This is a genomic window from Serratia sp. KG1D, from assembly GCF_037150675.1.
In the GTDB taxonomy this organism is placed as follows: Bacteria; Pseudomonadota; Gammaproteobacteria; order Enterobacterales; family Enterobacteriaceae; genus Serratia; species Serratia nematodiphila.
Genome location: NZ_JBAGIH010000008.1, coordinates 48,724 through 71,281, shown reverse-complemented (window position 1 = coordinate 71,281; position 22,558 = coordinate 48,724). Strand labels below are relative to the sequence as shown.

At 49.9% G+C, this 22,558-nt stretch carries 24 protein-coding genes; 14 read left to right on the top strand and 10 right to left on the bottom strand.

Going from position 1 to position 22,558, the window contains the following annotated elements; translation table 11 throughout:
• Positions 1 to 627: 627 nt before the first annotated feature.
• The 4 genes from repA (at position 628) to WFM45_RS24080 (ending at position 4,709) form a co-directional block, all read left to right on the top strand.
• Positions 628 to 1,494: a plasmid replication initiator RepA gene (gene repA / locus WFM45_RS24095; protein ID WP_022650061.1), complete on the top strand. Its 867-nt coding sequence runs from the start codon at positions 628 to 630 to the stop codon at positions 1,492 to 1,494.
• Positions 1,495 to 2,664: 1,170 nt separating this feature from the next.
• Positions 2,665 to 3,282, top strand: coding sequence for a hypothetical protein (locus tag WFM45_RS24090; RefSeq protein ID WP_022650047.1), 618 nt, complete (start codon positions 2,665 to 2,667; stop codon positions 3,280 to 3,282).
• Positions 3,236 to 3,895, top strand: coding sequence for a DUF6710 family protein (locus WFM45_RS24085; protein WP_022650046.1), 660 nt, complete (start codon positions 3,236 to 3,238; stop codon positions 3,893 to 3,895). Before WFM45_RS24090 ends, WFM45_RS24085 begins: the two co-directional genes overlap by 47 nt.
• Before the next feature lie 10 nt (positions 3,896 to 3,905).
• Positions 3,906 to 4,709, top strand: coding sequence for a DUF4225 domain-containing protein (locus WFM45_RS24080; RefSeq protein ID WP_022650045.1), 804 nt, complete (start codon positions 3,906 to 3,908; stop codon positions 4,707 to 4,709).
• Here the strand turns inward: WFM45_RS24080 and WFM45_RS24075 are convergent.
• Positions 4,684 to 5,013 (bottom strand): hypothetical protein, encoded by a 330-nt coding sequence (locus WFM45_RS24075; protein WP_012477573.1) that lies wholly within the window; start codon positions 5,011 to 5,013, stop codon positions 4,684 to 4,686. The two genes, WFM45_RS24080 and WFM45_RS24075, sit on opposite strands and share 26 nt — an antisense overlap.
• A 156-nt stretch (positions 5,014 to 5,169) precedes the next feature.
• Between WFM45_RS24075 and WFM45_RS24070 the strand changes: the two genes are divergently transcribed.
• Complete coding sequence (locus WFM45_RS24070) at positions 5,170 to 5,841, top strand: SOS response-associated peptidase (protein ID WP_012477572.1); 672 nt, start codon at positions 5,170 to 5,172, stop codon at positions 5,839 to 5,841.
• Here the strand turns inward: WFM45_RS24070 and WFM45_RS24065 are convergent.
• The 5 genes from WFM45_RS24065 to WFM45_RS24045 all read right to left on the bottom strand — a co-directional run bounded on the left by WFM45_RS24065 (position 5,808) and on the right by WFM45_RS24045 (position 10,802).
• Positions 5,808 to 6,305 carry a thermonuclease family protein gene (locus WFM45_RS24065; RefSeq protein ID WP_022650044.1) on the bottom strand — a complete coding sequence of 166 codons (498 nt, stop codon included), beginning with the start codon at positions 6,303 to 6,305 and terminating at the stop codon, positions 5,808 to 5,810. The genes WFM45_RS24070 and WFM45_RS24065 overlap by 34 nt on opposite strands.
• A gap of 165 nt (positions 6,306 to 6,470) precedes the next feature.
• Positions 6,471 to 8,492 carry an acyltransferase family protein gene (locus WFM45_RS24060; protein WP_012477570.1) on the bottom strand — a complete coding sequence of 674 codons (2,022 nt, stop codon included), beginning with the start codon at positions 8,490 to 8,492 and terminating at the stop codon, positions 6,471 to 6,473.
• Between the two features lie 165 nt (positions 8,493 to 8,657).
• Complete coding sequence (locus tag WFM45_RS24055; RefSeq protein WP_032635083.1) at positions 8,658 to 9,311, bottom strand: DUF6884 domain-containing protein; 654 nt, start codon at positions 9,309 to 9,311, stop codon at positions 8,658 to 8,660.
• Positions 9,308 to 10,528, bottom strand: a complete 1,221-nt coding sequence (locus tag WFM45_RS24050; RefSeq protein ID WP_336957535.1) for a hypothetical protein — start codon at positions 10,526 to 10,528, stop codon at positions 9,308 to 9,310. The genes WFM45_RS24055 and WFM45_RS24050 overlap by 4 nt, the downstream gene beginning before the upstream one ends.
• Positions 10,518 to 10,802: a hypothetical protein gene (locus tag WFM45_RS24045; protein WP_022650043.1), complete on the bottom strand. Its 285-nt coding sequence runs from the start codon at positions 10,800 to 10,802 to the stop codon at positions 10,518 to 10,520. Before WFM45_RS24045 ends, WFM45_RS24050 begins: the two co-directional genes overlap by 11 nt.
• Positions 10,803 to 11,116: 314 nt before the next feature.
• Between WFM45_RS24045 and WFM45_RS24040 the strand changes: the two genes are divergently transcribed.
• From WFM45_RS24040 to WFM45_RS24015, 6 genes are all read left to right on the top strand, one after another.
• Entirely contained in the window at positions 11,117 to 14,236 is a 3,120-nt protein-coding gene (locus WFM45_RS24040) for a hypothetical protein (protein WP_336957532.1), read from the top strand.
• A 549-nt stretch (positions 14,237 to 14,785) separates the two neighbouring features.
• Entirely contained in the window at positions 14,786 to 15,091 is a 306-nt protein-coding gene (locus WFM45_RS24035; protein ID WP_336957530.1) for a hypothetical protein, read from the top strand.
• A 59-nt stretch (positions 15,092 to 15,150) separates the two neighbouring features.
• Positions 15,151 to 15,480, top strand: a complete 330-nt coding sequence (locus tag WFM45_RS24030; protein ID WP_022650041.1) for a hypothetical protein — start codon at positions 15,151 to 15,153, stop codon at positions 15,478 to 15,480.
• Between the two features lie 30 nt (positions 15,481 to 15,510).
• Complete coding sequence (locus WFM45_RS24025; protein ID WP_022650040.1) at positions 15,511 to 16,176, top strand: hypothetical protein; 666 nt, start codon at positions 15,511 to 15,513, stop codon at positions 16,174 to 16,176.
• A gap of 25 nt (positions 16,177 to 16,201) precedes the next feature.
• Positions 16,202 to 16,534 carry a hypothetical protein gene (locus tag WFM45_RS24020; RefSeq protein ID WP_336957527.1) on the top strand — a complete coding sequence of 111 codons (333 nt, stop codon included), beginning with the start codon at positions 16,202 to 16,204 and terminating at the stop codon, positions 16,532 to 16,534.
• Positions 16,531 to 17,310: a site-specific integrase gene (locus WFM45_RS24015; protein WP_022650038.1), complete on the top strand. Its 780-nt coding sequence runs from the start codon at positions 16,531 to 16,533 to the stop codon at positions 17,308 to 17,310. Before WFM45_RS24020 ends, WFM45_RS24015 begins: the two co-directional genes overlap by 4 nt.
• Before the next feature lie 98 nt (positions 17,311 to 17,408).
• On the opposite strand, the gene WFM45_RS24010 is transcribed toward WFM45_RS24015, so the two are convergent.
• Complete coding sequence (locus WFM45_RS24010; protein WP_022650037.1) at positions 17,409 to 17,687, bottom strand: hypothetical protein; 279 nt, start codon at positions 17,685 to 17,687, stop codon at positions 17,409 to 17,411.
• Entirely contained in the window at positions 17,687 to 18,325 is a 639-nt protein-coding gene (locus WFM45_RS24005; RefSeq protein ID WP_022650036.1) for an AAA family ATPase, read from the bottom strand. The genes WFM45_RS24010 and WFM45_RS24005 overlap by 1 nt, the downstream gene beginning before the upstream one ends.
• A gap of 236 nt (positions 18,326 to 18,561) precedes the next feature.
• Between WFM45_RS24005 and parM the strand changes: the two genes are divergently transcribed.
• Together parM and WFM45_RS23995 are read left to right on the top strand one after the other, a co-directional pair.
• Positions 18,562 to 19,533: a plasmid segregation protein ParM domain-containing protein gene (parM, locus tag WFM45_RS24000; RefSeq protein ID WP_022650035.1), complete on the top strand. Its 972-nt coding sequence runs from the start codon at positions 18,562 to 18,564 to the stop codon at positions 19,531 to 19,533.
• A 4-nt stretch (positions 19,534 to 19,537) separates the two neighbouring features.
• Positions 19,538 to 19,927: a plasmid partitioning/stability family protein gene (locus WFM45_RS23995; protein ID WP_022650034.1), complete on the top strand. Its 390-nt coding sequence runs from the start codon at positions 19,538 to 19,540 to the stop codon at positions 19,925 to 19,927.
• A 3-nt stretch (positions 19,928 to 19,930) separates the two neighbouring features.
• Here the strand turns inward: WFM45_RS23995 and WFM45_RS23990 are convergent, their stop codons facing one another.
• Together WFM45_RS23990 and umuD are read right to left on the bottom strand one after the other, a co-directional pair.
• Entirely contained in the window at positions 19,931 to 21,202 is a 1,272-nt protein-coding gene (locus WFM45_RS23990; protein WP_336957522.1) for a Y-family DNA polymerase, read from the bottom strand.
• A complete protein-coding gene (umuD, locus tag WFM45_RS23985) occupies positions 21,202 to 21,630 on the bottom strand; it encodes a translesion error-prone DNA polymerase V autoproteolytic subunit (RefSeq protein ID WP_022650032.1) in 429 nt (142 codons plus the stop codon). Before umuD ends, WFM45_RS23990 begins: the two co-directional genes overlap by 1 nt.
• 365 nt (positions 21,631 to 21,995) lie before the next feature.
• Here umuD and WFM45_RS23980 point away from each other — a divergent pair, with 365 nt between their 5' ends.
• Positions 21,996 to 22,463 carry a hypothetical protein gene (locus WFM45_RS23980; RefSeq protein ID WP_194514670.1) on the top strand — a complete coding sequence of 156 codons (468 nt, stop codon included), beginning with the start codon at positions 21,996 to 21,998 and terminating at the stop codon, positions 22,461 to 22,463.
• Positions 22,464 to 22,558: the final 95 nt, after the last annotated feature.

Sequence of the window (22,558 nt, the reverse complement as noted above, 5' to 3'; positions counted from 1 at the left end):
CACTTAACTGGATTTGATCTGCGATCATAATATTAGTTAATGATGCTTTTAAGTGTCTGATTGTATGCTACGATACAATAATTCGTAGGTGCTATCTGTAAATCAGGAGGAGTTATGGCACATCCGATACATTGCACGAAAGTCGCTGGTATCACGGAGTTCAAAAGGGATCCGTTAGGGACTGTCGAGTCAGCAGAGGGTGATGCTATTGCTATTCTGAACCGTAGCGCGCCGGCATTTTATCTTGTACCACTTGAGCTGTTCGAAAGCTTAAAACGAGACGCAGAAGCGCATCGCTCCAGAGGTGATGTTTGATCCTGCTGCCGGATAGATCCTAAAAATTGATCCTGCATTGTTGTGGTGATAAAGTCGGAGAACTTATTGTTCTAAATGAATTTATTAGGTTGTCACGCCGAAGAAGGTGGCAGGTTCTGGGTGGTTAGTTAGCAAAGCCCAGAAAAGCAAAAACCCCGATAATCTTAGATACTTGGCGGCATCGCGAGATTAACGGGGTCCTTAACAAATCATGCAGAAGTTGTTGCTTCTGTATGGGAGTATAACCCGTGCGCGAAAAAAGACAAGAGATTCCGTACTTACTCCTTCTGTGCAACATAAGCGCAGGAAGTGGTGAGTAAGCAGAATTCCGAAACCACTACACTTTACCGTCAGGTAAAAAATCCGAATCCAGTTTTCATTCCTGAAAAGGGAAAGAAAACCCTTCCGTTCTGTGAAAAAATTCGCGAGAAAGCTGTTGGCTTCACTGAGCGTGCAGAGTTCCAGGCACTGGTTGCTATGCTGATCGCCCGTGGTGAGCGCAAAAAGCGCCCGCCAGTGTTACGCATACGGGCACTGGAAGCATCCGTACAGGCAATGTGTCACTATTTTAATCCCCTTGCTAATCGCGTTGGTTCATCGCTCACTACCATGAGCATTCGCTGCGGACTGGCCACAGAAAAAAAACGTCTGTCGATCACCCGTCTGACGGGTGCCCTGAAGTTTCTCGCTCAGCTGAACCTCATTACCTATAACACCGAATACGATAAAGAAATTGGCTGTAATATCCCCACAGACATCACTTTCACACCGTTGATGTGGCAGGTGCTTGGGGTGTCTGAAGAAGCCGTTGCTGCTGCGCGCCGCAGCCGTATTGAGTGGGAAAATAAGCAGCGTGAGAAGAAAGGGCTTCCTCGCGCCGGTGCTGATGAACTTATCAGTGCGGCCTGGTCATTCGTTCGTGAACGCTTCCGTCAGTACCACAAGTCACGCTATGAACACGGCATGAAACGTCACAGGGCGCGTAAGGACGCTCCGCGAACGCGCAAAGAGATCGAGCTGCTGGTTCGCCAGCAAATCCAAAAAGAAATCAGGAAAGGCCGCTTCTTCGGTAATCTTGATGCGGTTCGGGCAGAGATAGAACGCCGTGTCTCGGAGCGAATGAAGCTTTCGCGTGGCCATTACGCACGACTTGGTGATGCATTGCTGGTCACAACCTAACGCCAGCTAATACGCTGCCTTTTTGAATCTGGTGCCCTGGCATCGGTTTACGCCTGCCCACTTTTCGGCTTTTATTGGCGTGTTAACCTTCTTCAGCCCCTGTTTCAGGCCCCCGTCGGGGACCTGAATGACAAACATGTCCTGCTGATGCCGGGTTTTCTAAACTTAACCAAAATTCTTCTTTTATTGCCCGCATATTTCTGTGACCGAACGCCCAATATTTCACCGCTTTTTGGTTTTCATCCAGTTATCCACATAAACCACAAGAGGCTAAAGTGATAAGCTACTGAATGGATGCTTTTTAAACCACAATAAGGAATTTCTACAAACCGCGATGATCCTTTTAAACTTCTGATCTCCTATCTTTTAAACTTCAGTCATTACTTACATTTAAAAATAAAACCTATTCGCCACCTGTCCTGTGGACATGTGTATAACGCCCGCCCTTGCAGCGGACAAAGTCCGCGCCGGTTCGGTTCAGGCGCTTTGCGCCTAGAGTTAGCACCCGCCAAAAATGGCGGGCAGGGTGCAGAACGTTACAACAGCAACAATCGACCACTTACTCCTAGGATCCTCAGCTCCCCACAAAAAACCCACCACTGAAAAGCGCCGCCGCCCGGGCCGAAGGCCCGGAACAACATCGCTTTTAATGATGGATGTTGTAACTAGAACCCGAGCCGCTTTAATTCACACCTGCGGCAGACCCTGTGCAACACGCCCGTAAGCGGTCCTAACGGCCCGCTAACGCGGAGATACGCCCCGACTGCGGCGAAGCCTTGTCGTGACCACTCCGACGGCGCACATCATTTCCTGTGCCGCCTGTCTGCGGGTTATGGCTTAGCAGGGCGAAGTGATGGATTGGTGGAACCTATCAGAACTGATACCGGCTGCGCCGGGCTACGGCGCCATTTACGGAGGTGCAGTATTCAGCGACAGAGGGCGCCTTCATGCGCCTTCGGCGCATTTATTGAATGCCTGCGCGCTGCTCGGCATTTTCACACCAGAATCTGGTAGCTGCGTTACCGGCTTTGCCGGGCGACGGCGCCACTGGCCTTCATTTTAATAGTTAACATTCGCTGGCGCCTCCATGTAGCCAGGCGGCATACTGCTCCTACATTTAAGAACAATGTGATCCTCCTACTCAATAAGGTCTGACTGAAGGTGCCGGCAATGCAGCTTTTTCACGGAACCAGACAGCGTTTTGATAAGTTTGATGTGGCATACAAAGGAACTGGTGAGTCCGGAAACATCGCTGCCTGCTGGTTTACGGATAATTTTAAAGGAGCCAGCAATCATGCGTTATTCAAAAACAGAAATCCCGGACTGCCACTGGTTTGCCGGTGTGAACTGAACACCGGGGCGATTATCGCTAATCACCGGTTGCCGCTCGCAGAGCAGCCCGATATCGCGGCACGTCTGAGAGATGGACTTCCAGTCAGCATCAGTAGCCAACTCAGTAAAGGCTGGGACTGGCATGCCCTGCGCGAGCCTCAATACAGCACTTACAAAGGGAGTATGCTTTATGTGGGTGACAGGCATGTAGATTCAGATGAAATGATCCGCCTTTACCTGAATTGTGGTATCCAGGGCGTTTATGACTGGGAAGGTATATTTACGGACAGCTATCTTCACGGTACAACTACCGTGATATTTGATACCAGTGCAGTGGCTATTATTGACAAAATCGAGTACGGATCTGACGACTGGCATAGCTGGCTGAGTGAATACCGGGAGAAGAATTGTGTTCTGGAAAGGGAACAGAAAGTACAGCAGGCTCACCACGGCTAAGAATAATTTTGAACATCTGCTGTCGGTTGCGTCTTCTCTGCCGGTCCAGGCTTTGCCGGATTTAATTCGCGCTATGGTCCGCCCTTTGCAGAGTGATTTCCTGCTCGCGGTGGCAGAAGAAGGAACCGATGCCCGTCCGGATTTGACACCCGGGGAATTTTTCTTTAATGCCATCACAGAGGTTCAGGACTATAGCAGTATGAAGGCGGGAGAAGTTAATCCAGAAGATTACCCGCTTTCTCTGGCCTCCGATATGGTTCTTCCCTGGCCGTGGAGTCTTTCCCGTTATATCGATAATGTGTCCCGGATTGGTACGGCAAAAGGAAGAGTATGGCAGCAGGATCGTACTAACCATTATGTTGAACTCTGGCTGCCCTGGCGCATTGGTTTTGTTCGGGGAGGTAATCACTCCATCACGGCCGGTATTCTGGCGGGTGAAGGAACGTTAATCCCTGAACACGTGTGGGATATGTCTTTTCTTTTTGAGCGAATAAGTACCGACGGGCTCTACTGGTATGTTGACGGTAAGAAAACTGAAGACGTGAAGTCCTGGCGTGCAGCTGCAATATTTGAGGCAGGCAGGCTAATGACTTCTCGTCCTGACGACAGATAAGGAATATGTAATGGATATCGCGCTTTTTCCCGGTCAGAGCCGGCGCCAGTGGGCTGATACAATGATCAATCTGGAAGCCCGAAAGCTTGTTAATACCGCAAATACCGTCGCGGCCATGCACCTCAGTGATTCACTGACCCGTCTGAAATTTGTGGATGAAATCAGACAGGTTGTCATGCAACAGTTTGACGCGGCAAGGAGAGCAAGAAATGATGAAGAGTGCATTTCCTGCCTGAAGAACCTCAGGGCTGAAAATGAGTTTCTACTTGAACAGTCGCGTATGCTGAAAACCGGTTATGCCCGGATCTACGCTGAAATACAGTACGTAACAGAGCAGAATAAAATTGTCGGATACTTCATATCCGGCATTAAGGTCGTTCTGGCCGGGGTACAGGCTGTGTTTGGCGGTGTTATGATCGCCACCATGACACCAGCTGGAATGCTTGCCGGTGCCGTTCTGGTCGGTGATGCCCTTAATACGGTATCACGGGAAGCAGCCCGTCAGCTCCTGAATGAACCTGCTTCAGAGGGGATCCTGGCGGACGGCGCCATGTCCGTAGCGGAGTTTATGGGTTTCAGCCGCGATGTCGGGCTGGGGATTTTTAATGCAACCACGCTTGCAGCCAGCGTTTATGGTGTGTTTGGTCTGACCGGGAAAGCTGAGGCCTGGCGTCTTTTCCGTTATCTTCCCGGAGACTATTACCGCAAGGTGGAAACCATGTCTCCGGGCAAACTGACGATGAAGGTTCTGGGATGGGGGGTCAGTGCAAAGGTGGTACTGGAACTCCTTACCCGTGATGACCGGAGTCGCTGATATGTGATCTCATCAGCTTCCATGATTTATAGCCAAGTCTGACCGGCATCACCAGAAGCAACACAATCAGCAGAAAGACGACGGCAACCACGCAGGAGATAACATGGCTGGCGCTGCCAAAAATCGCGGTGAGCAGGGTGATGATGACCATCCCGCCGGAGATCCAGGCTACCGACAGGAAATAGCCGGCCAGATCCTTCAGCACCTTTTCCAGCGAGTCCCCCGTCGCCTGGTGACGTTTGATTCTCGCTATTTCCTTACTGGTAAATCCTGCCGCGATAAGTTCCTGGTTGTTCTCTGTCATTCACGTCTCCTTTAACCTGATAAAAAGAATACACTATTTAGACGTCCCGTTCCTTCCTGCTTTTGCCTTCCCTGTCCGGATCGTTGTGCCGTTGCCGTTAAACAATCCATGCTTCCCATTTTTCCTATACTTACCCTTTAACGGCAGGAAACGCTTATGTGTGGACGTTTTTCTCAGTCACAGACCCGCGCTGAATACCTGGCTTATCTGGCCGGTGAGGTTGATGCCGGGTTTTCTGCAGTACCGGAGCCTATCGGACGCTACAACGTGGCGCCGGGGACCCGGGTACTGTTGCTCAGTGAAAGCAATGATCAGCTGCAGCTCGAACCTGTTCTGTGGGGGTATTCCCCAGAGTGGTGGCACAAAGCGCCCCTGATTAATGCCCGTGTTGAAACCGCAGCTGAGGGACGTATGTTTCGTCCGCTGTGGGAACGCTGCCGCGCCGTTGTGTTTGCTGACGGGTGGTATGAATGGGTACGTCAGAGGAACAAAAAACAGCCGTATTTCATTTACCGCAGGGACGGTCAGCCCGTATTCATGGCTGCCATTGGCGCACGACCGTTTGGTCTGAGGGATGACGGGGAAGGCTTTGTTATTGTCACGGCAGCAGCGGACAAGGGGCTTATCGATATCCACGATCGTCGTCCTCTGGTGCTGACGCCGGATGCCGCGCGCGAATGGCTACGCGAAAGTCTCAGTGGTGACGAGGCGGGCAGGACGGCCAAACAGGGGGCGGTGCCTGCTGAGGCATTCACCTGGCATCCAGTTTCCCCTGCGGTCGGCAACGTGCGGAATCAGGGGGCGTCGCTAATTGAACCTCTCTCGTGATGCTTGCTTCGCCAGCGCCAGGGTTCTGTCTGTCCAGGGACTGACCAGAGACCTGTAGCCTGACGACGGGCTTCGTCTTCCAGTGTTGCGTAGTCGCTCCGGACAGGTTTTCCGTGATACCGATATGCCCAGGCCAGTCCCTTACGGATCTGTTCGGCATTCACATCCTTCGCGCCAAGCCACACCGTGCCAAGCAGCCGGCCGTAACGATCCTCATCCTCGCCAGTGACGGTAACGATGCGCTGTGTCACCATCGATGAGAGTTCCTGTCTGGAACGCTGGCCAAAGGGTTGGTTCTTTTCAGGCGCATCGATACCGGCAAGACGAACACGCTTCAGCTGGTTCCCCTCACCAAGAATCTCAACGGTATCCCCGTCGAGCACACGAACAATCCTGCCGTTAATATCCGCACTTACCGGATAAGTCACGATGAGCAAACTAATTATGTACAGTGTCCGAAACATGTCTATATCTCTGGTTTTTTTATATATTGAGTGTCTCATTTTGAGACGGCAAAGTATATCTCGATGACGTGAATAGTGGATGTGTCTTATAGAGAAGGACTGGTGCGTTAAAAAGGGCACAATGTGCCCTTTAAGTTACCATCAGATATTATAAGTACACCATATTCACTTTAATGGATTACCAAATTCATTTAGGTACAGCTGACCGAATTTATAGGAAGCATAGTCGGTAAGATGTCCCACGTCACGATAGACAGTTACGCCATCAATATTTGTAATGCATTTACCACTAATGCACTGTATTGATTTAGGATCAATAAAGGTCAGCGTTGGGAACTCAGCCTTCATTTTACTCATCAGTTGCGTGACTTTTTCCCCGTTGGTATTTGCCGGGTTTTGCATATCACATTCATTGATGTCAAATGGGCGTCGATGAATAACATGCTGATTTATACAGTTTTGATAGTTGCGTGGCATGTTCGCAATGGTGAACATGATTATTGGCTTTGAACCAGAATCTATGATAGTACGTATGGCTGTACGTAACGCCATTTCGTATCGACTGGCTGAGAGTGCCTCACTTCGCTCATCCTCATCTTTAGTGATTAACTGGGCAGAAAAATAATTTGACCACACATGCCCTAAAATAACATAGTCATAGTGATTTGATTTTATATTATCATAATATTTCTCAGCGTTATCATGACATTCTTCATATTTGACGCCTTTATATTTCCACCAGTCATACTGATAAATTCCCGGTAATGCCAGGCACGAAGACGTGGTGAGGGAGTACATTTTTATGCCAGCATTCTTAGCCAAGACATCATAAAAACCCCAGAAATGGTTAGCATTTGAATCGCCAATCAGAAAGGCTTTCTTCGAACCTTCATGGTCGCCGAACTGACAGTCCGTAAGGTCCTGGCTTCCACTAAGGCAGCCATCCCTCGATGCGGCATTCTCGGAAGCGGAATTCAACAGCTGTAACGAGTGATTGTATTCATCGCTGAAGCGCTGTGGCAAACCATTCGTTTTCACGGTTAATGTGTAAAGGCCCGTGCAGACCGTAAGGGGGAGCAATACAAGCAGGATCATACTCTTTGCAAATGACAGCTTAACCCGGCGGAAGCGCTCTTCAATACCGTGATAGGTAAGCACTGCCAGTCCTGCAGTTATCACCAGCGCAATGCACAGTGTCTTGCCGGACAGAGTGATCTCAAGATAATTGAACGCTGCAAATATGGGCCAGTGCCAGAGGTACAGAGAATAAGAAATTTTACCTGTGTAGTTTATCGGTGCTAATTGTAAAGTTCGATTTACGAATGTGTTCTGGTTTATCAGTAATATTGCTGAGGCAAGGCAAACAAGCAGTGTCCAGCTATTTGGATATGCCTCAACTGGTATGCTTAAACCTGAAGTACAGATAAGTACAGCGATAGCTACTACTGCCAGAGGATTAGTTATCCATCTGTTGGTTATCTGAATTCTGTCCTTTAATAAAGCTACGCTTCCACCAATCAGAAACTCAAAAGCGCGCATATTTAATGAGTAGTAATGCTGACTGGACGAGTACAGGCTGATAAGAATAACAATTATTGTTGCAGTTAAGGTAAGTAACAACCAGCCATAAAGGAACGGTTTATACGCAAATTTTCTTTTAAATTTACTGACAAGTAGTGTCAAAATGGTCGCGAAAAGCGCAAAGAAAAAATACCACTGCCATTCAATTGCTAAAGACCATGTATGCAAAAGCAGGAAGTAATCAGAGTCAGGAGATGCGTATGCTGCACTAAGCTTATCAAAATACTGGTTTGATAAGAAAAGAGTGGTGTATTTGGCACTTTTTGCGAATGCGGTGTAATCGTCAGGAATGTAGCAGTATGTCGCTACAATGATGGCGCCGAGAATTGTCACCAGCAGTGCAGGCTGCAATCGCCATAATCTGCCTTTTATAAAATTAGTTAGTGAGAATGTTCCTCTTTCAATTTCACTGATGACTTTTCCGGTAATCAGGAATCCTGATATGGTGAAAAATATATCAACACCAATAAAGCCCGAAGGGAAGTACGATAATCCTGCATGGAATAATATAACAAGCAGGACAGCGGCAGCGCGGAGACCGTCTATGTCTTGCCGGTAATTTTGTACTGCATAGCTTTTAGTATGATTATCTAAAACTAAATCCATTTTATAATGGCACCTTACATTTACATATTTATGGTTATTAAGATTGTGGTCAGTCTATCGGGAAGCAGAGCACGCAATATTTCCCTGATATCTTATGATATCGTTTCTCAGCTACGTATACCAAAAATAAGTCGTGAGTGTTTGTCTTACGTCTTGCCTGGATGCTTATTTACATACGTCGTTAACAAGTAACTGAGTGGCATAGCTGATATTGAGGCCAGTCATATTCGTGTTGAGCGCATTTATCATGTCTGCACTGGTATAAATGACGCTGCCCTTCAGGATTCCCTGGTAACCTTTTGACGTCACCACAACAAGCTGTTCCGGGGTACAGAGCGCCTCCCTTCCTGCATACAGATCTGAATCGACGGCACGCAGGTACACCGGAGAGGCGGCCACCACAAACCGATCGTCAGGCCTCGACTGCATCAGCGTCCTCAGGGAAGCATACCGTCGTTCAGCAGGCGGGCAAGCTGTCAGGCTTTCCCATAGTCTGCTGTGACTAAACGGCATCGAGGAGAACGTTGCCTCATAAGGGACCACCGGGTCTGATACGTGCAGCAGCCCCAGACCCGCTGAAATCACCCACAGCTCTGCGCCGGTACGTTTTGCAGCCGCAGCAGCCCTGCTCCAGTGCTGGCCCGTATACAGTTCACCTGCTGTTATGGCAGCGCCGTCGTTCCGCGCCCTGGCCAGCCTTTCCAGCCAGACTTCATAAGCATTTCCGGCGTCGTGTTCATATGGAAAGACGGTTTGACCGGCTGTTATGGTTTTGCGGCGCGTGCAGGTGACGATGAGATTGACGTTGCCTGTGCTCATGACGGCATCCCCGCGCTGTCGTCGTTCCAGACGATAACCGTGGCCAGATGGTCCGCCACCTCCTGCCCCGTGTAACCGGCCAGGATCGTCAGCGCCCTGGAGCCTGCGTCACGGGAGAGCGGACTCCGGAACCCGAATCCGTCCGTCATCAGGAGCCACTGCAGACGGTCAGTCCAGCGCTCGCCGGGTTTACGGACCGGCGAAAACACAATCTCCGTCAGTTGTTCGCGGTTGCAGTACAGCTGTCGCCGTTCCAGCTCATCCAGCAGGCTGTTCAGTTCGCGCCGGTCAGCGTCTTCCTGACTCATCTGAGCCCAGCGGATGCGGTGCAGCCGCAGCTCCTGTGCCTGTCCCGACGTGAATCCGGCCCTGGCCAGCAGGGTGTCCAGAGCGGCGCCGGAATCTTCTTCATACCCGGCAGCCGTGAGCGGGAACGCCTCCGGGCTTTCGCGCAGAACGTGCAGCAGCCGCGCCGGTGCCGGCAGCGACCGGAGGGCTTCCTCAGGGCTCACCACGGCAAGGCGAATATCCTCAGTCAGACCGGTGATCCCCTGTGCCTGAAGCGCGGCGTCCAGCTGGCGGTACCAGGTGCCGGTCAGGTCTTCCGGCTCGGTACCGTTCAGCGTGCCCGCCTCCGGCGTGGTGCTCTCATTGATCTGCATCCGGACCGCAATACCCGCCCCGTGGCAGGCCTGGAGCCACTGCGCCACCTGAAGGGGATCGCCCGTCATACGCGTCACCTGCCCGGCCGTGTTCCACAGCTGGAGACAGGTGGTCCCGTCGAGGCGGATGACGTAGTCGCCCCGGCACGCCAGGTGCCAGATGCCGTCCAGCTCCACCGGCCGGTCGTGAGCCTCGTCTGCCTGGCCGGGCGGGATCAGGGGCAGAACCCGGACCGTTGTCGCGCGCTGCTCCGCCAGGACGCGCGCCTGTTCGTCAGCGAGAAGCGGGGCGGCCAGCGCACGGCCGGCGTCCGTCAGCTCGACGGCCAGCTGCAGGTTCGGGGCTCGCAGGGTGCGCAGCCAGCCCGCAGCTTCCATGCGCCGGCAGGAGGCGCGGAGATTCGGCCCGTACACCGGGGCGTCCCCGCCCTGCTCCAGCACCCGCTCAATATCCCGCGTGGCCACCGGTCCCGGACGTTTCGCACCGAGGGCGGCCAGCACAATCAGCACCCGCCGCTGTAGCGGCGATGGGCGGCGGTGTTTCTCAGCGGCCATCGGCAGGCGGCTCTTGGTTTTCGAGGATCAGTCCGGCCAGAAGCCGAAGCTGTCTGCGATCCTCCTCACAGTCGCGCCCCGGCGCCCTCATTGATAATGCCAGTGAATACCAGAGCGCAATGGCGCCGCTGCAACTCCCCCTGTCAAAGGCAGCCGTGGTGGAAGAGTCATCCCGGGAAGAACTGCTGTGCCGGCTGAGCACGCGAAGGATGCTTTTGATTTCGTCAAGCAATTCGTCATAGGTAAGATTCAGTGTCGGCCCGGTACTGGACATGCTGCGCTCCTGGAATAATGAGTAACAGATTGCGATAAAATCATATCACGTATGATTCATTTGATATTAAGTTAATATCATATCAGAAGTGATTTCATGAATAATGATAAATATCACACTTAGTATGATTTTATGTGAGTGATTAAATATCATATCCTTTGCGTGTTTCCCGCCGCGCAGATCCGGTTTCTGGCTAAATCGGATAACAGGGAGACGAACTTTGCACGAAGGGCATCGGGTGACATTTTCCAGAGAAAAAAAGGTCACTACCGCTTATTATTCATAAAATTTCTTATGGAACACGCAGGATATCTATGTTTGGAAAACTTCTAAAAAGTCTCTCATGGCAGGTGAGAGCTGAACTCCGACGGAGCCTGAAGTCGAACCGGGATTACAAAAAACTACGCTGGAACCCGGTGGAGAGAATACTTGTTTCCTGCTCCACCCATTACGTCCGGGCTATGCTAATTCTATGGTCCGCAGCCTTCGGGGCTGTTGGCGTGGTCGAATATTTTCGCCCTGTATTGCAACCTTTCGCTGTGCAGCATTTTAAGGGCATTACCAAGCTTTCAGACTGGATGTCTAATTTACTGGGTAGCCAGTTGACTATAATCGGTATTGTTTTTCCGCTGGTTGTGGGGCTTATAAGTGTTTTGTTTCAAAAGAAATCAGCAAGGATCCATATTCAGTCCGCGTATCAACTTCATTCCGGATATATGTTTGCGGGCCTGAGTGGTCTTTTACTGGCTGCATTTATCGTGTTGGGCGGTATGACGTTATCTATAGGTGACGGATATCTTAATACTTCTTTCGCCGTAACAGCTTTTGTGTGGATGCTTTTCAATATTACTCTGTCTATCTGGTTCTTCGTCTCGAGTCTGAATGTCCTGGATGAGAGCAAGCGCGATCGACTAATGAATAAGTTTTTTTTGTCTCAGATAGTGGATGACTATATTCAAAAAGCATATATTCTTGCTTGGCTCCGATATCCGGGGGTAAATATAGGTGAGGATTACCTCGGTAATATTAAAACACTGCCTTACTCAATCTCAGAGAAAGACGACATGCTTCATGTCAAATCTAATATCAGTAAAGGTGATGTTGTTATAGATATTTATATAAGGCCACTTTTATTTCTGCTAAGAAGGCTAGAGGCGGTAGATGGGCAGGATGCGGAAATTATCATTTTGCCCTCCTTTGGTGTTCGTTCTGGTGAACTAACTTTATTGTCATCGAGAAATGTCAAGCCTGTTTCAGGATTGTGGCGGTGGTTATTTAGCCGTTGTATTGTAACAGGGCGCCCTAAGAACAAAAGGGATCTGGATGATATTACTTTTGATTTCTTTGGTGAGGCTTACGATGCGCTTAACGATAAAAATATTAGCGTCTTCAGAACAGGGATTGAACGATTAACAGATACCTATACCTCTATCAAAAGAAGTTATAACTACGGGGTTGATAAAAATTATCTGGATGAAGTAAAAGAATCAGGTTTTAGCCATACTTTCAGCGATTCATTCCATTATGAATTGAGAAAGTTTTTTCGTGAATCCGTAAAATCAACGGAATATTCAGGCGAATATTTCCGTGAATCGATGGCCATTCCATTGCATGTGTACAGAAAAACACAGAGCACTCATTTTACCGATTTCAGACAATTTTTACTCTCGCTTTTCAGAGTATGGCATGTGTTAAACGAGTGGAAAGCAGGACAGGGTGTCACCCTCTCGGCCAGCCAAGAGCAAACTCATCAAGAACTTGTACGCCATTTTATTGGCCTGTGGGAGGGCTGGAGTATGAGCTCGATCATTGGCAAACCAGGGAGCGAAGATTCTACTGGGCGCCTGATGTATCATCTGCATAACACCGCCAGGCTGCTTATTCCGTCAGTGGTTGCAGATAATGCTTCTTCCGTACGATATGCTCACGACGTTCTCTGTCTCTGGTTAAACCAGAGCCGGTTTCCACGGCACTGGGAGGAAGAGTACCACTGGCACAGTTTCTTCCTGACTCCGGATTATCTGTCTCTGGATGAAACAGACTCGCAGTGGGCAATGTTACTCAGGGGGCGTCCACATAATAAAGATGCGGCCTTATCCATTATGTTTGCTAATGCCTTGTCTGATTTACGCCTGTTAATGGCAGGTTATCTCATTGCGCATTTTGAACCCCAAGAAAAGATAGATTTAGCTGATCTTGTTAACCATATCATTACGTCTGAATTATATGAAGAAAGAGACACTCATGATACCCTGACACCTGCGTTCAGACGTTCTGTCGATATCATTGATATGATACTGAGAATTGAGCACTGTAATCTTCATGCGAATACAAACTGGTACAGCGGGCTATCAGAAACCATTGAGGTTATGAACTCATATAATGAAAAACCTTACATTCCTGGGCGTATGTATACAGGAGTATATGAAGATTTTGGGAGTCTCTACGGGGCGTTTGCCTTGCTGGCTATCAAGCTCGCAAGGCCTGCGGAACAGGTTACACAGCGCGTTAATGAAGCTCTTGCGGGAGGGTTGTTTTCCTACTTCAGTAAAGACAGAATAATTTCTGTTCTTGAACGACTGAAACGAGACCCTTCAGTTCCTTATGAAGGCTATATCATTGCAGAAGCGGATTATGCAACGAATGTGGTTTTCTTTAATGATGTTCTGGATAAATACATTGATGTTTTCAGTCGTAGTAAAGTGGCAGATATCGTTGCTGCTGAAGTAGATCTTGAACGTCTCAGGAATACCGACACTCGTCTGACAAAAGAAATTCCTGGGGCATTGTCTGAAGAGACTCTGCTTAACTACTTCACTTTTTCTCAAAATTCAGAATGCGATCGCAACTGGCTGGTGAGATACATTCCTGTGAGTGTTCCCAAAGATTATGTTGCCAGAGAACTTAATAGTAATTTCTACGGAGATTTTCCGTCTGTATCAGATGTAAGGACAAATATTTACCACAGACTGCATAATTTACTGTGGCAATCACAGGCTAAATTAACGATGGAGGTCAAAAACCTCGAAACACTGTTAATGAAAGTCGCGCAACGGTCCGCCGATCAGCAGAATTACATACTGGTGAGCTACGGTTCCCGCTTTAGCGAAGAACTGAGGGAACTGGTTTATCAGCCGGAAAGGCATGACGCGTTTAGCATACAGGTTGATGTGTCAGCCAGAGGTAGCCGCACTCTGCCCTTCAGGATCAATAACTGTCTTATTTACCTTGTCCTCAATTCCGAACAGGAATTTTCGGTTATGGTCAGCGCGGAATCCTTCGGTGAACTCAGGCTGTTCAGGTACCCGGATGGAACCCTTTTTAACACCTTCTACAGCAGTAGTGACAATCCACTTGAAGGCGTGATGACAACGCTCTGGGAAATGGAGATGGAAATCACTGGTCCACTGGTGGCCCGGTTTGAACATCGCTGAGCAAAATTAAGGTGACCCCGGATGGGGTCGCTGTTAAATTGCTTTGTTGTTAATAATTAATTCAAATTGCGATACTTATAGCAATAATCCACTCATAACAACAATTCACTGTTTTTTGTGCTTATTCTGCAATAATCGTTCTCTTCCACTCCTGAGATCCGAAAACTCATTGTTCCGGATCTCCGCACACCGCCCCGGCCCGCTGCGGCGAATAAACACAATATGTGCCACTCCGTCAGCTGAGATTTCTTCTATATGTTGTGTTTATCCCCTGCCCCGTGACCGGCCGCTCAGCACCGTAAAAGGGCGGTGTGGTTATTTCCCCGCCGTGGTACACTTCCGGAAAGTTGTGATACGCCAGAAAGTCGGATCTGCCGGAAACGGCCATCCGGTAATTTAATGGCGTGTCTATATGTCTGCTTATTATCAGCCTGAAAATGATGACGGCAGGGGAAAATCATCCGGGTGACAGACGCAGGGTTGTGCGCAGTGGATTATGCTGCGCGTCATCATTACTCTGAGTGACTATTTACAGGAAAAGGATTTTGTATGGCATCAGCTGCGCGTAAGAAGATCACCCTCATTGAAATGCACGCGGCACTTATCGCCCTGGGTTATGAAAAATTATGGTGGCGTGCTCCGGTACCGAAAGGACGTAAACAGGGGGTGTGTCAGATTGTGACCTGGGACGATTATGTTGTGGCCCGGAATGATCTCGATGTTTACACCAAAGGCTGGGATGTTACGGATAAGGCTGCGGTAGTCTTTCCGCGACCGCCAGGAAGCGAGCCATCACATTTCGATGATGAACTGGATAACGATGCTCTGATTCATTATTGCACGCTCTACGGTTAATACCTCCTTTGGCCATGAACTGATAATGCCCGGCGGGATACCTCATTAAAGGAAAGACTATGTGTGATTTATGCAGGGCGGACGGGAATTACTTCCATACGCCGGAATGCGTGTATGACCAGCTGGTCAGCGAGTACCCCGTGATGTGGCTGCGGGACTCGACCCGGATCGGCGCCTGCTACACCCTCCGCGAACTGCTGTCGCCGGAAGGGATGGTGCTGGCCATACAGAACGCACCTCCCGTGACGGGATGGCGGCTGCGCATGCGGTATAACGAGGCCATAGATGAAGAGATCGACCCGCAGCGCGGGGACTGTACCGAGCTGGCCTCCAGGGCTGACGCCCTGCTGGCCTTTGAGCCGTTCCGTGAAGACGCTGCGTCAGTATGACCGGCGGGATTTTTCAGTAAGGGAGCAAATATGGCTGACTGGTTTATCGCGACCGAAGGCGTGAAGGTGGTGAAGGACAGCGCCAGCCTGTGGCCGCAGATCATTACGGCGGTTTCATCTGCAGGTGCTGCATTCGGTGGTGTGTGGTACGGGCAGCGGCTGATAACCCAGCGGGAGAAGGAAGCAGCAGCGACAAAGCGAGAATCTGAGCTTTATTTTATTTCCACTCAGCTGGTATTTCGCCTCGAACGATTTGCCCAGGGATGCGCGGAGGTGGTTAATGATGAAGGGTTTGAAGATGATAAAGGGTACACACGTACTGGTATTAGCGCTGAGCCATTCTCAACAGAGGATATTGACGGTGACTGGCGGGTACTACCCAGCAGGATTCTTTACCGTATTCGTGAACTGTCAGTGCTGATCCCAGAAGCCAGCCGTTATATCAGTATTGTCAGTGACTATGATAATCCTCCCGACTGGCAGATGACCTTTAAAGAACGCCGTTATCAGTATTCACGTCTGGGTCTGCGTGCCATGATACTGGCCAGGCGACTGAGGCGACTTAATGCCATGCCTTCATCACACCTTGATAATAACAGCCCCTGGTCAGTACAGAACGTCTTATGGGCTGAGTGGCGAAAACAACGAAAGTCCAGAGCACGACAAGCTCGTGAGGTTCCTGACTATGATTTGTAAGGAAATTAGGGTGATACCAAGATATATGAACGGACCATGCGCAAACGAAGCCGCCAATGACATTATTTCCCTGCTGAAACTGTGTCAGCAATTGCAGTCTGAAAAGGACGGCAGGGAACGTCCTGCGCCCGGGACATATTCCCGCGATGAGGATGCGTTTGCCGATTGTATCCGTACAGCGTGCGGACATGCCCAGCAGCTGCGCCGGCTGCTGCCGGTGATGACGACGCTGAGCGCCATCGGCGCCGGGATGGAACGCCGGGGTGAAATCAGTCTGCTCCCGGGCGAAGATTACGCGCAGAAAGCACTGGCACGACTTACAGAGCAATACCTGTCCGGCAGGGACAACAAGCAATGATGCCGGCAATACCCGGCCAGGGTGTCTCATTTTCGGCCGCGCAGCTGCCGGTGGCCATCGACTACCCTGCCGCACTGGCCCTGCGCCAGATGGCCCTCGTTCAGGACGAACTGCCGAAATATCTGCTGGCGCCGGAAGTGAGCGCCCTGCTCCACTATGTGCCTGATCTGCACCGCAAGATGCTGCTGGCCACCCTCTGGAACACCGGCGCCCGTATTAACGAGGCGCTGGCGCTGACCCGGAGTGATTTTTCCCTGGTGCCACCCTACCCTTTCGTGCAGCTGGCCACACTCAAACAAAGGACTGAAAAAGCCGCCAGAACGGCAGGCCGGGCACCCGCCGGCAGTCAGGCTCACCGGCTGGTACCGCTTTCCGATGCGAGCTATGTCAGCCAGCTGGAAATGATGGTGGCCACGCTGAAAATACCTCTTGAACGACGTAACAAGCGAAGCGGCAGAACCGAGAAGGCGCGCATCTGGGAAATTACCGACCGGACGGTCCGCACCTGGCTCAGCGAAGCGGTTGAAGCAGCAGCGGCTGACGGGGTGACGTTCTCCGTGCCGGTGACACCGCACACATTCCGCCACAGCTATGCCATGCACATGCTGTATGCCGGTATTCCTCTCAAGGTGCTTCAGAGTTTAATGGGGCATAAGAGCATCAGCTCGACGGAGGTGTACACGAAAGTGTTTGCGCTGGATGTGGCGGCGCGTCACCGCGTGCAGTTCCAGATGCCGGAGACTGAAGCTGTGTCATTACTTAAAGGAACCATTTAACTTCTCTGTAAGCTATGAGGACCTGCATGATATTGGAAAGGCCGCTAATGCGGCCTAAGTCATACTTCACACATCATACTTATGATGTAATATCGTTCTTACTCGCCAGTTTTCTGAAAGTAAAGTTCAAGGGCTTCTCTGACTATTGCACTGACGTTTTTAGGATCTTTCCCGTTACGCTTGTTCCGCAGTGCTATATCTTCGACCTTCACTAACATAGACTCCCCTAATGAGATTGTCGTGCGGCACTGTTTTTCAGGTTCCGGTTTTTCTGGTGCTCCGTAGGGTTTATCGGCAAGGCGCTGCGCGAGGGCTTCAGCTTGTTCTGCTGTGACACCTGTTCTGCTTGTCGCTTGCTGGCTCGGCTTTTTAACCATTATGCGAATACCTCTTTCATTAGCTGCATAATTTCTGCTTTAGCCGCTTCATTATTCGTTTCTACGACACCCGTTCCATTGCTCATGCAATCTCGATAGACCTTGCGGAAACAGATTACTGTTTGCAGCGTTTCAATAGTTGGAAACTCTTCAAGGTATTCCAGAAACTCCTTCCGCTCATTTCCTCTTAGCACTGGGTTTGTTGTGGCCATGCTTTGTAAGCAATAGACCTTCAGTTCAGGGTTGAGATCACGCATAGCTTCAATCTGCTGAGCAAGTTCCGTCAATGTATCAAGGTCGGGCTGTGAGCATTGTAATGGTGCAATGATCTGATGTGCGACTACTCCACTAGTAATGAACTCTCTTGAGTTTCTGCCTGCCACATCCACGATTACATGATCATACTTTTCGTCTAATGCTCGAAGGGTTTGTGTCAGATTATCGAATTTTTCGATGAGCGTGAAAGTTGGCTCTATCCCCGATGCTTCACGCTCAGCATGGTGCTTAGCGGCCGTCCGTTGTAAGTCTCCATTTAACAGGCATACGTCTTGGCCCTCATGGGCTAGAGCTATTGCTAAGTTTGATGCCGTTGTAGTTTTACCTGAACCGCCTTTGTTTCCACCTACGACAGTAATCATTTCTGCCTCATAAATATGATGTGTGAAGTATGATTTATTTTGTCACATACGTAGTTATAGTCAACAACTGTAATCAAAAATATGAAGTATGAAGTGTGAGATATGATTTATTTTTTAATAAATCATAAATATTACTTGTGTTTTAATATTTCATACTTATGATTTAATACTCAATCTGAGTGCTTAGGCACTTAAGTTCAATCATTTTTCTCAATTTGAGTATTAAGGGGTTCAGGATGAAAGTGTATTGTGATGATGGTTCTACAACTGTAAAACTTGCATGGCTCCACAATAAGAAACTTTATAAGTCATTGTCATCTAACTCTTTTCGTCAGGGTTGGAAGGTGGAAGGTATGGGCGTACGTCAGACCTTCAACTATGAGCTTGAAGGTAAAAAATACACCTATGACGAAGTCAGCAATGAATCCATTCTTACTACTCATATTGAGTATCAATATACCGATGTAAACGTTCTGGCGGTTCACCATGCACTTCTGAACAGCGGGCTGAAACCTCAGCCTGTCTCACTGACTGTTACTTTGCCTATCAGTGAGTTCTACACAAGGGATTGTCAGAAGAATGAGCTGAATATTCAGAGGAAAATCGACAACCTGATGCGTCCAGTCAAGTTGAACAAAGGCGAGGTGTTTACCATCGAGCACGTCGAAGTCATGCCAGAATCCTTGCCTGCCGTATTTGAACGTCTGGTGAAAGACAATGTAGGGCAGTTCGAAAAGTCTCTGGTGATTGACCTCGGAGGTACAACTCTCGACGTTGGCGTTATCGTTGGCCAGTTCGACTCTGTCAGCGCGATACACGGAAATTCTGATATCGGCGTATCGCTGGTAACGAACGCTGCACTCACGGCGTTAAAAATGGCTTCCAGCAACACGAGTGCTATGGTCGCCGATGAACTTATCAAACAGCGTACAAACGCTGACTTCGTCCGGCAGGTTATCAACGACGAAAGCAAGACGGCACTGGTGTTGGATACCATCGATAGCGCGATCGCTACACTGGGTGCCCAGGTTGTCGATGACTTGGCTGGGTTTAGGGACGTTAACCGCGTTTATATTGTTGGTGGCGGTGCGCCACTGATCGAGGATGCTGTTAAAGCAGCATGGCAACATCTGGGCTCGAAGGTTGTCATGATGGATTCACCGCAAACATCACTCGTAGAAGCCATCGCTGCATTTAAAGGGGAATAGGACTGTGAGCGAGGAACGGAAGAAGTTTACTGTTTATCTTCATCCGGACCAGGTGGCGGACAATGTGTCTTTAGACATTATTGATTCTGTCCCACGGAACGATAGAGGAGATTTATATAGGAGAGCGCTTATTTCCGGCTTAGCACTTCACCACCTCGACCCGCGGCTTCCTGGCTTACTTGCGCTGTTGTTGGATAAGAGTTTCACGGCGGATAGCCTGGTAGGTTTAATCAGTCAGACAACGGGATGGAAGCCATCCCAGGCCAATATCCGTGATGTGCTTGCAGAACTGGGCGCAGGAAATTTTGATTCTGCAATCAAGCCTGAAATTGCTGAAGATGATGAGCAGCGTCGACTGGAAGAGGCCCGGGTCAAAATGAAAGGCCTCTTCTGATACTCAAATTGAGGCTTTGGGGATATCGGACCACCTGGTCGTGTATGCCGGAGAAAGCATCTCTCTTTTCATTTGCCATTCTGGTGCAATTCCGCGGCCAGCAAACCATACCCTCCCGAGCCCTGAATGGTTTATGCCATCCAGGGCTTTCATAAGCTCCTCGCTTCGTTCCTGCGGCTTAACGTCATCGAAAAGATTTAACTGTGCTACTCCCGTAGGGGTGAAGTCATTCAGCATTACGCCAGCCTTTGCATATCTATGCCCGTCGATCCAGATACGATCCAGGGCCTTTACTGAGGCGTTAATGATGTCCCGGGTGTCACGGGTAGGCACAAGAAGTTTTTCACTGGCCACGTTGCTGTAATACGCTTCGTTGACTGCGAAAGGGGAGGTTTTGATAAAGACCGATATGTGCCGGCAGAACTGATGCTCTCCCCGCAGTTTTTCAGCCGCGCGTTCGGCATACTGGCAGATAGCCTGCCGCAACGCTTCGTAAGTGATGATGCGCTCCCCGAATGATCGGCTGCAGACAATCTGCTGCTTCGCGGGCGGTACATCTTCAAGAGATATACAGGCCTCACCGTTCAGCTCGCGTACGGTTCGCTCCAGCACTACGGTAAAGTTTTTGCGTACAAAGGCAGGATTCATGCGCGCCAGCTGTAGCGCAGTCGTCACGCCGTATGTATTCAGCTTTTTGCCTATGCGGCGACCAACCCCCCAGATTTCCTCTACTGGCTGCAGTGAGAGCAGTTTCTCCGTCCTACGAAGATTGTCAGTAGTCAGGGCCAGCACGCCCCCAAATTGCGGCCACTCTTTTGAAGCCCATTGCGCTGATTTTGCTAAAGTTTTTGTTGGCCCCATCCCAACGCCAATTGTCAGTCCGGTTCCTCTTAGGACGTGCTCGCGCAGCTGCCGGCCGAAATCTTCAAAGTCGGTACAGCCATCGATGCCGCGAATGTCCAGGAACATCTCGTCGATGCTGTACTGCTCTACGCGGGGCGCCAGTTCTTCCAGATGTGCCATGACCCGGTTGCTCAGACTCGCGTAAAGCTCATAATTGCTGGAAAACGTAAGCACTTTCTCCGGGAACTGCATTGTCTTCAGCTGGAACCAGGGAATCCCCATTTTGATCCCAAGCTGTTTCGCTTCCTTCGATCTGGCTATTACACAACCATCATTATTGCTAAGAACGACCACCGGTTTATCACGTAAGTCAGGACGAAAGACCTTCTCACAACTCGCATAGAAGCTGTTCACATCTGCCAGGGCGAACATCAGTCATGTCCCCGGGTTTTATGTACAAAGGCAGTTACGACACCGAAAATTTGTAGCTGCTCAGGTTCTGGCCATAGAGTAGGGTAGGCTGGATTCATTGCCTGTAACCCTGGTCTCGGTTTCAACAATAATCGCTTAACAGTAAATTCACCTTCAATCTCAGCTATAACGATATCGCCGTGGTGTGCATTTTCGGCTTTATCAACAATCATCAGATCGCCAGAATGTAGCCCAATATCAGTCATGGAATTACCAATAGCTCGCACAAAATATGTCGAACTGGGTCGGGATATACAGTAATCGTTGAGGTCAAGTTCGGCTTCGACATAGTCCTGCGCCGGGGACGGGAACCCCGCCGGGCATCCCTCGCTATAAAGAGGGATTGGGATAATTTCCGGCTCGCAATCGACACGCAATAATTCAAACATAGGCACCTCCGAACTGTATTTATATACAGTATTATTGCTTTATTGAGTGTACTTTCAAGTTTTTGCTTTGCCCATTTTTTAACTCTATGTTGCCTAAAGAAGTTCCCCGCCGTGCCTTTACTTTAGCCCGATCGCTTCAGATGCAAGGGTTCGCTCCGCCGCCATCCTCGCCCGGTCGCAGATTTTTACGCCTGATGCCATTCTTCCCGTCGTTCTCCCGCTCAATATTCGCGGGAGAACCGTCCAGAACGTCATCGCTGTTTATCTGCGCTGCGGCCTCCGGTGTCGCCCCTGCATCTTCCGCTCGAAGTCGGGCTGTCGTGTCGGCACGGTGCAACTGGGTGCCGGATGCTTAGGACACAGCCATGTTCAGACTGACCTGTATTGAACTCAACAACGGCGAGTTTGCCGTGTATATCAACAACCATTATCTGTGGAGTGAGGATGCCTGCGGAGAACGACTTTACCTGGGGGAGGTGCTGGAGCAGCTTTCCCTGATGCCGGGTGTGGAAACCTGCACTATTCAAGAGGCAGTTCCGGAGGACGAAGAGTGGAACTGGAATGACATTGCCGATCGTGTGCTGCCGTCGCTATCTGCCTGCCGCGAGGGAGTAACCGTGGCAGATCTCATCGCACGGCTACAGCAGTATCCGCAGGATGCGCTGTGTATGGGAACGTTCTGGCTGGCTGATGACTTTATGTCCCTCAATGACAGCCTGACAGAGGGGGAGATTGCTGAAGCCATGCGTGTCTGTTACCACAGCCATGATGCCTGCATCGGTTTTAACTGGGACACATTGCAGTTCGCTATCGACCACGTAAAGGGGGGCTAACGGAAAAAAGGACGCCTCCGGTCGGTGGCGTCCCAAAACATACCAGGCTTATGATCCTACAAAGTGGTGTACTGACACGCACTTATGGTCATTCT

Coding starts and splice junctions, on each gene's coding strand:
- WFM45_RS24090 (WP_022650047.1), top strand. CDS start 2,665: ATGCAGCTTTTTCACGGAACCAGACAGCGTTTTGATAAGTTTGATGTG.
- WFM45_RS24080 (WP_022650045.1), top strand. CDS start 3,906: ATGGATATCGCGCTTTTTCCCGGTCAGAGCCGGCGCCAGTGGGCTGAT.
- WFM45_RS24075 (WP_012477573.1), bottom strand. CDS start 5,013: ATGACAGAGAACAACCAGGAACTTATCGCGGCAGGATTTACCAGTAAG.
- WFM45_RS24070 (WP_012477572.1), top strand. CDS start 5,170: ATGTGTGGACGTTTTTCTCAGTCACAGACCCGCGCTGAATACCTGGCT.
- WFM45_RS24065 (WP_022650044.1), bottom strand. CDS start 6,305: ATGTTTCGGACACTGTACATAATTAGTTTGCTCATCGTGACTTATCCG.
- WFM45_RS24060 (WP_012477570.1), bottom strand. CDS start 8,492: ATGGATTTAGTTTTAGATAATCATACTAAAAGCTATGCAGTACAAAAT.
- WFM45_RS24055 (WP_032635083.1), bottom strand. CDS start 9,311: ATGAGCACAGGCAACGTCAATCTCATCGTCACCTGCACGCGCCGCAAA.
- WFM45_RS24050 (WP_336957535.1), bottom strand. CDS start 10,528: ATGGCCGCTGAGAAACACCGCCGCCCATCGCCGCTACAGCGGCGGGTG.
- WFM45_RS24045 (WP_022650043.1), bottom strand. CDS start 10,802: ATGTCCAGTACCGGGCCGACACTGAATCTTACCTATGACGAATTGCTT.
- WFM45_RS24040 (WP_336957532.1), top strand. CDS start 11,117: ATGTTTGGAAAACTTCTAAAAAGTCTCTCATGGCAGGTGAGAGCTGAA.
- WFM45_RS24035 (WP_336957530.1), top strand. CDS start 14,786: ATGGCATCAGCTGCGCGTAAGAAGATCACCCTCATTGAAATGCACGCG.
- WFM45_RS24030 (WP_022650041.1), top strand. CDS start 15,151: ATGTGTGATTTATGCAGGGCGGACGGGAATTACTTCCATACGCCGGAA.
- WFM45_RS24025 (WP_022650040.1), top strand. CDS start 15,511: ATGGCTGACTGGTTTATCGCGACCGAAGGCGTGAAGGTGGTGAAGGAC.
- WFM45_RS24020 (WP_336957527.1), top strand. CDS start 16,202: ATGAACGGACCATGCGCAAACGAAGCCGCCAATGACATTATTTCCCTG.
- WFM45_RS24015 (WP_022650038.1), top strand. CDS start 16,531: ATGATGCCGGCAATACCCGGCCAGGGTGTCTCATTTTCGGCCGCGCAG.
- WFM45_RS24010 (WP_022650037.1), bottom strand. CDS start 17,687: ATGGTTAAAAAGCCGAGCCAGCAAGCGACAAGCAGAACAGGTGTCACA.
- WFM45_RS24005 (WP_022650036.1), bottom strand. CDS start 18,325: ATGATTACTGTCGTAGGTGGAAACAAAGGCGGTTCAGGTAAAACTACA.
- parM (WP_022650035.1), top strand. CDS start 18,562: ATGAAAGTGTATTGTGATGATGGTTCTACAACTGTAAAACTTGCATGG.
- WFM45_RS23990 (WP_336957522.1), bottom strand. CDS start 21,202: ATGTTCGCCCTGGCAGATGTGAACAGCTTCTATGCGAGTTGTGAGAAG.
- umuD (WP_022650032.1), bottom strand. CDS start 21,630: ATGTTTGAATTATTGCGTGTCGATTGCGAGCCGGAAATTATCCCAATC.
- WFM45_RS23980 (WP_194514670.1), top strand. CDS start 21,996: ATGTTCAGACTGACCTGTATTGAACTCAACAACGGCGAGTTTGCCGTG.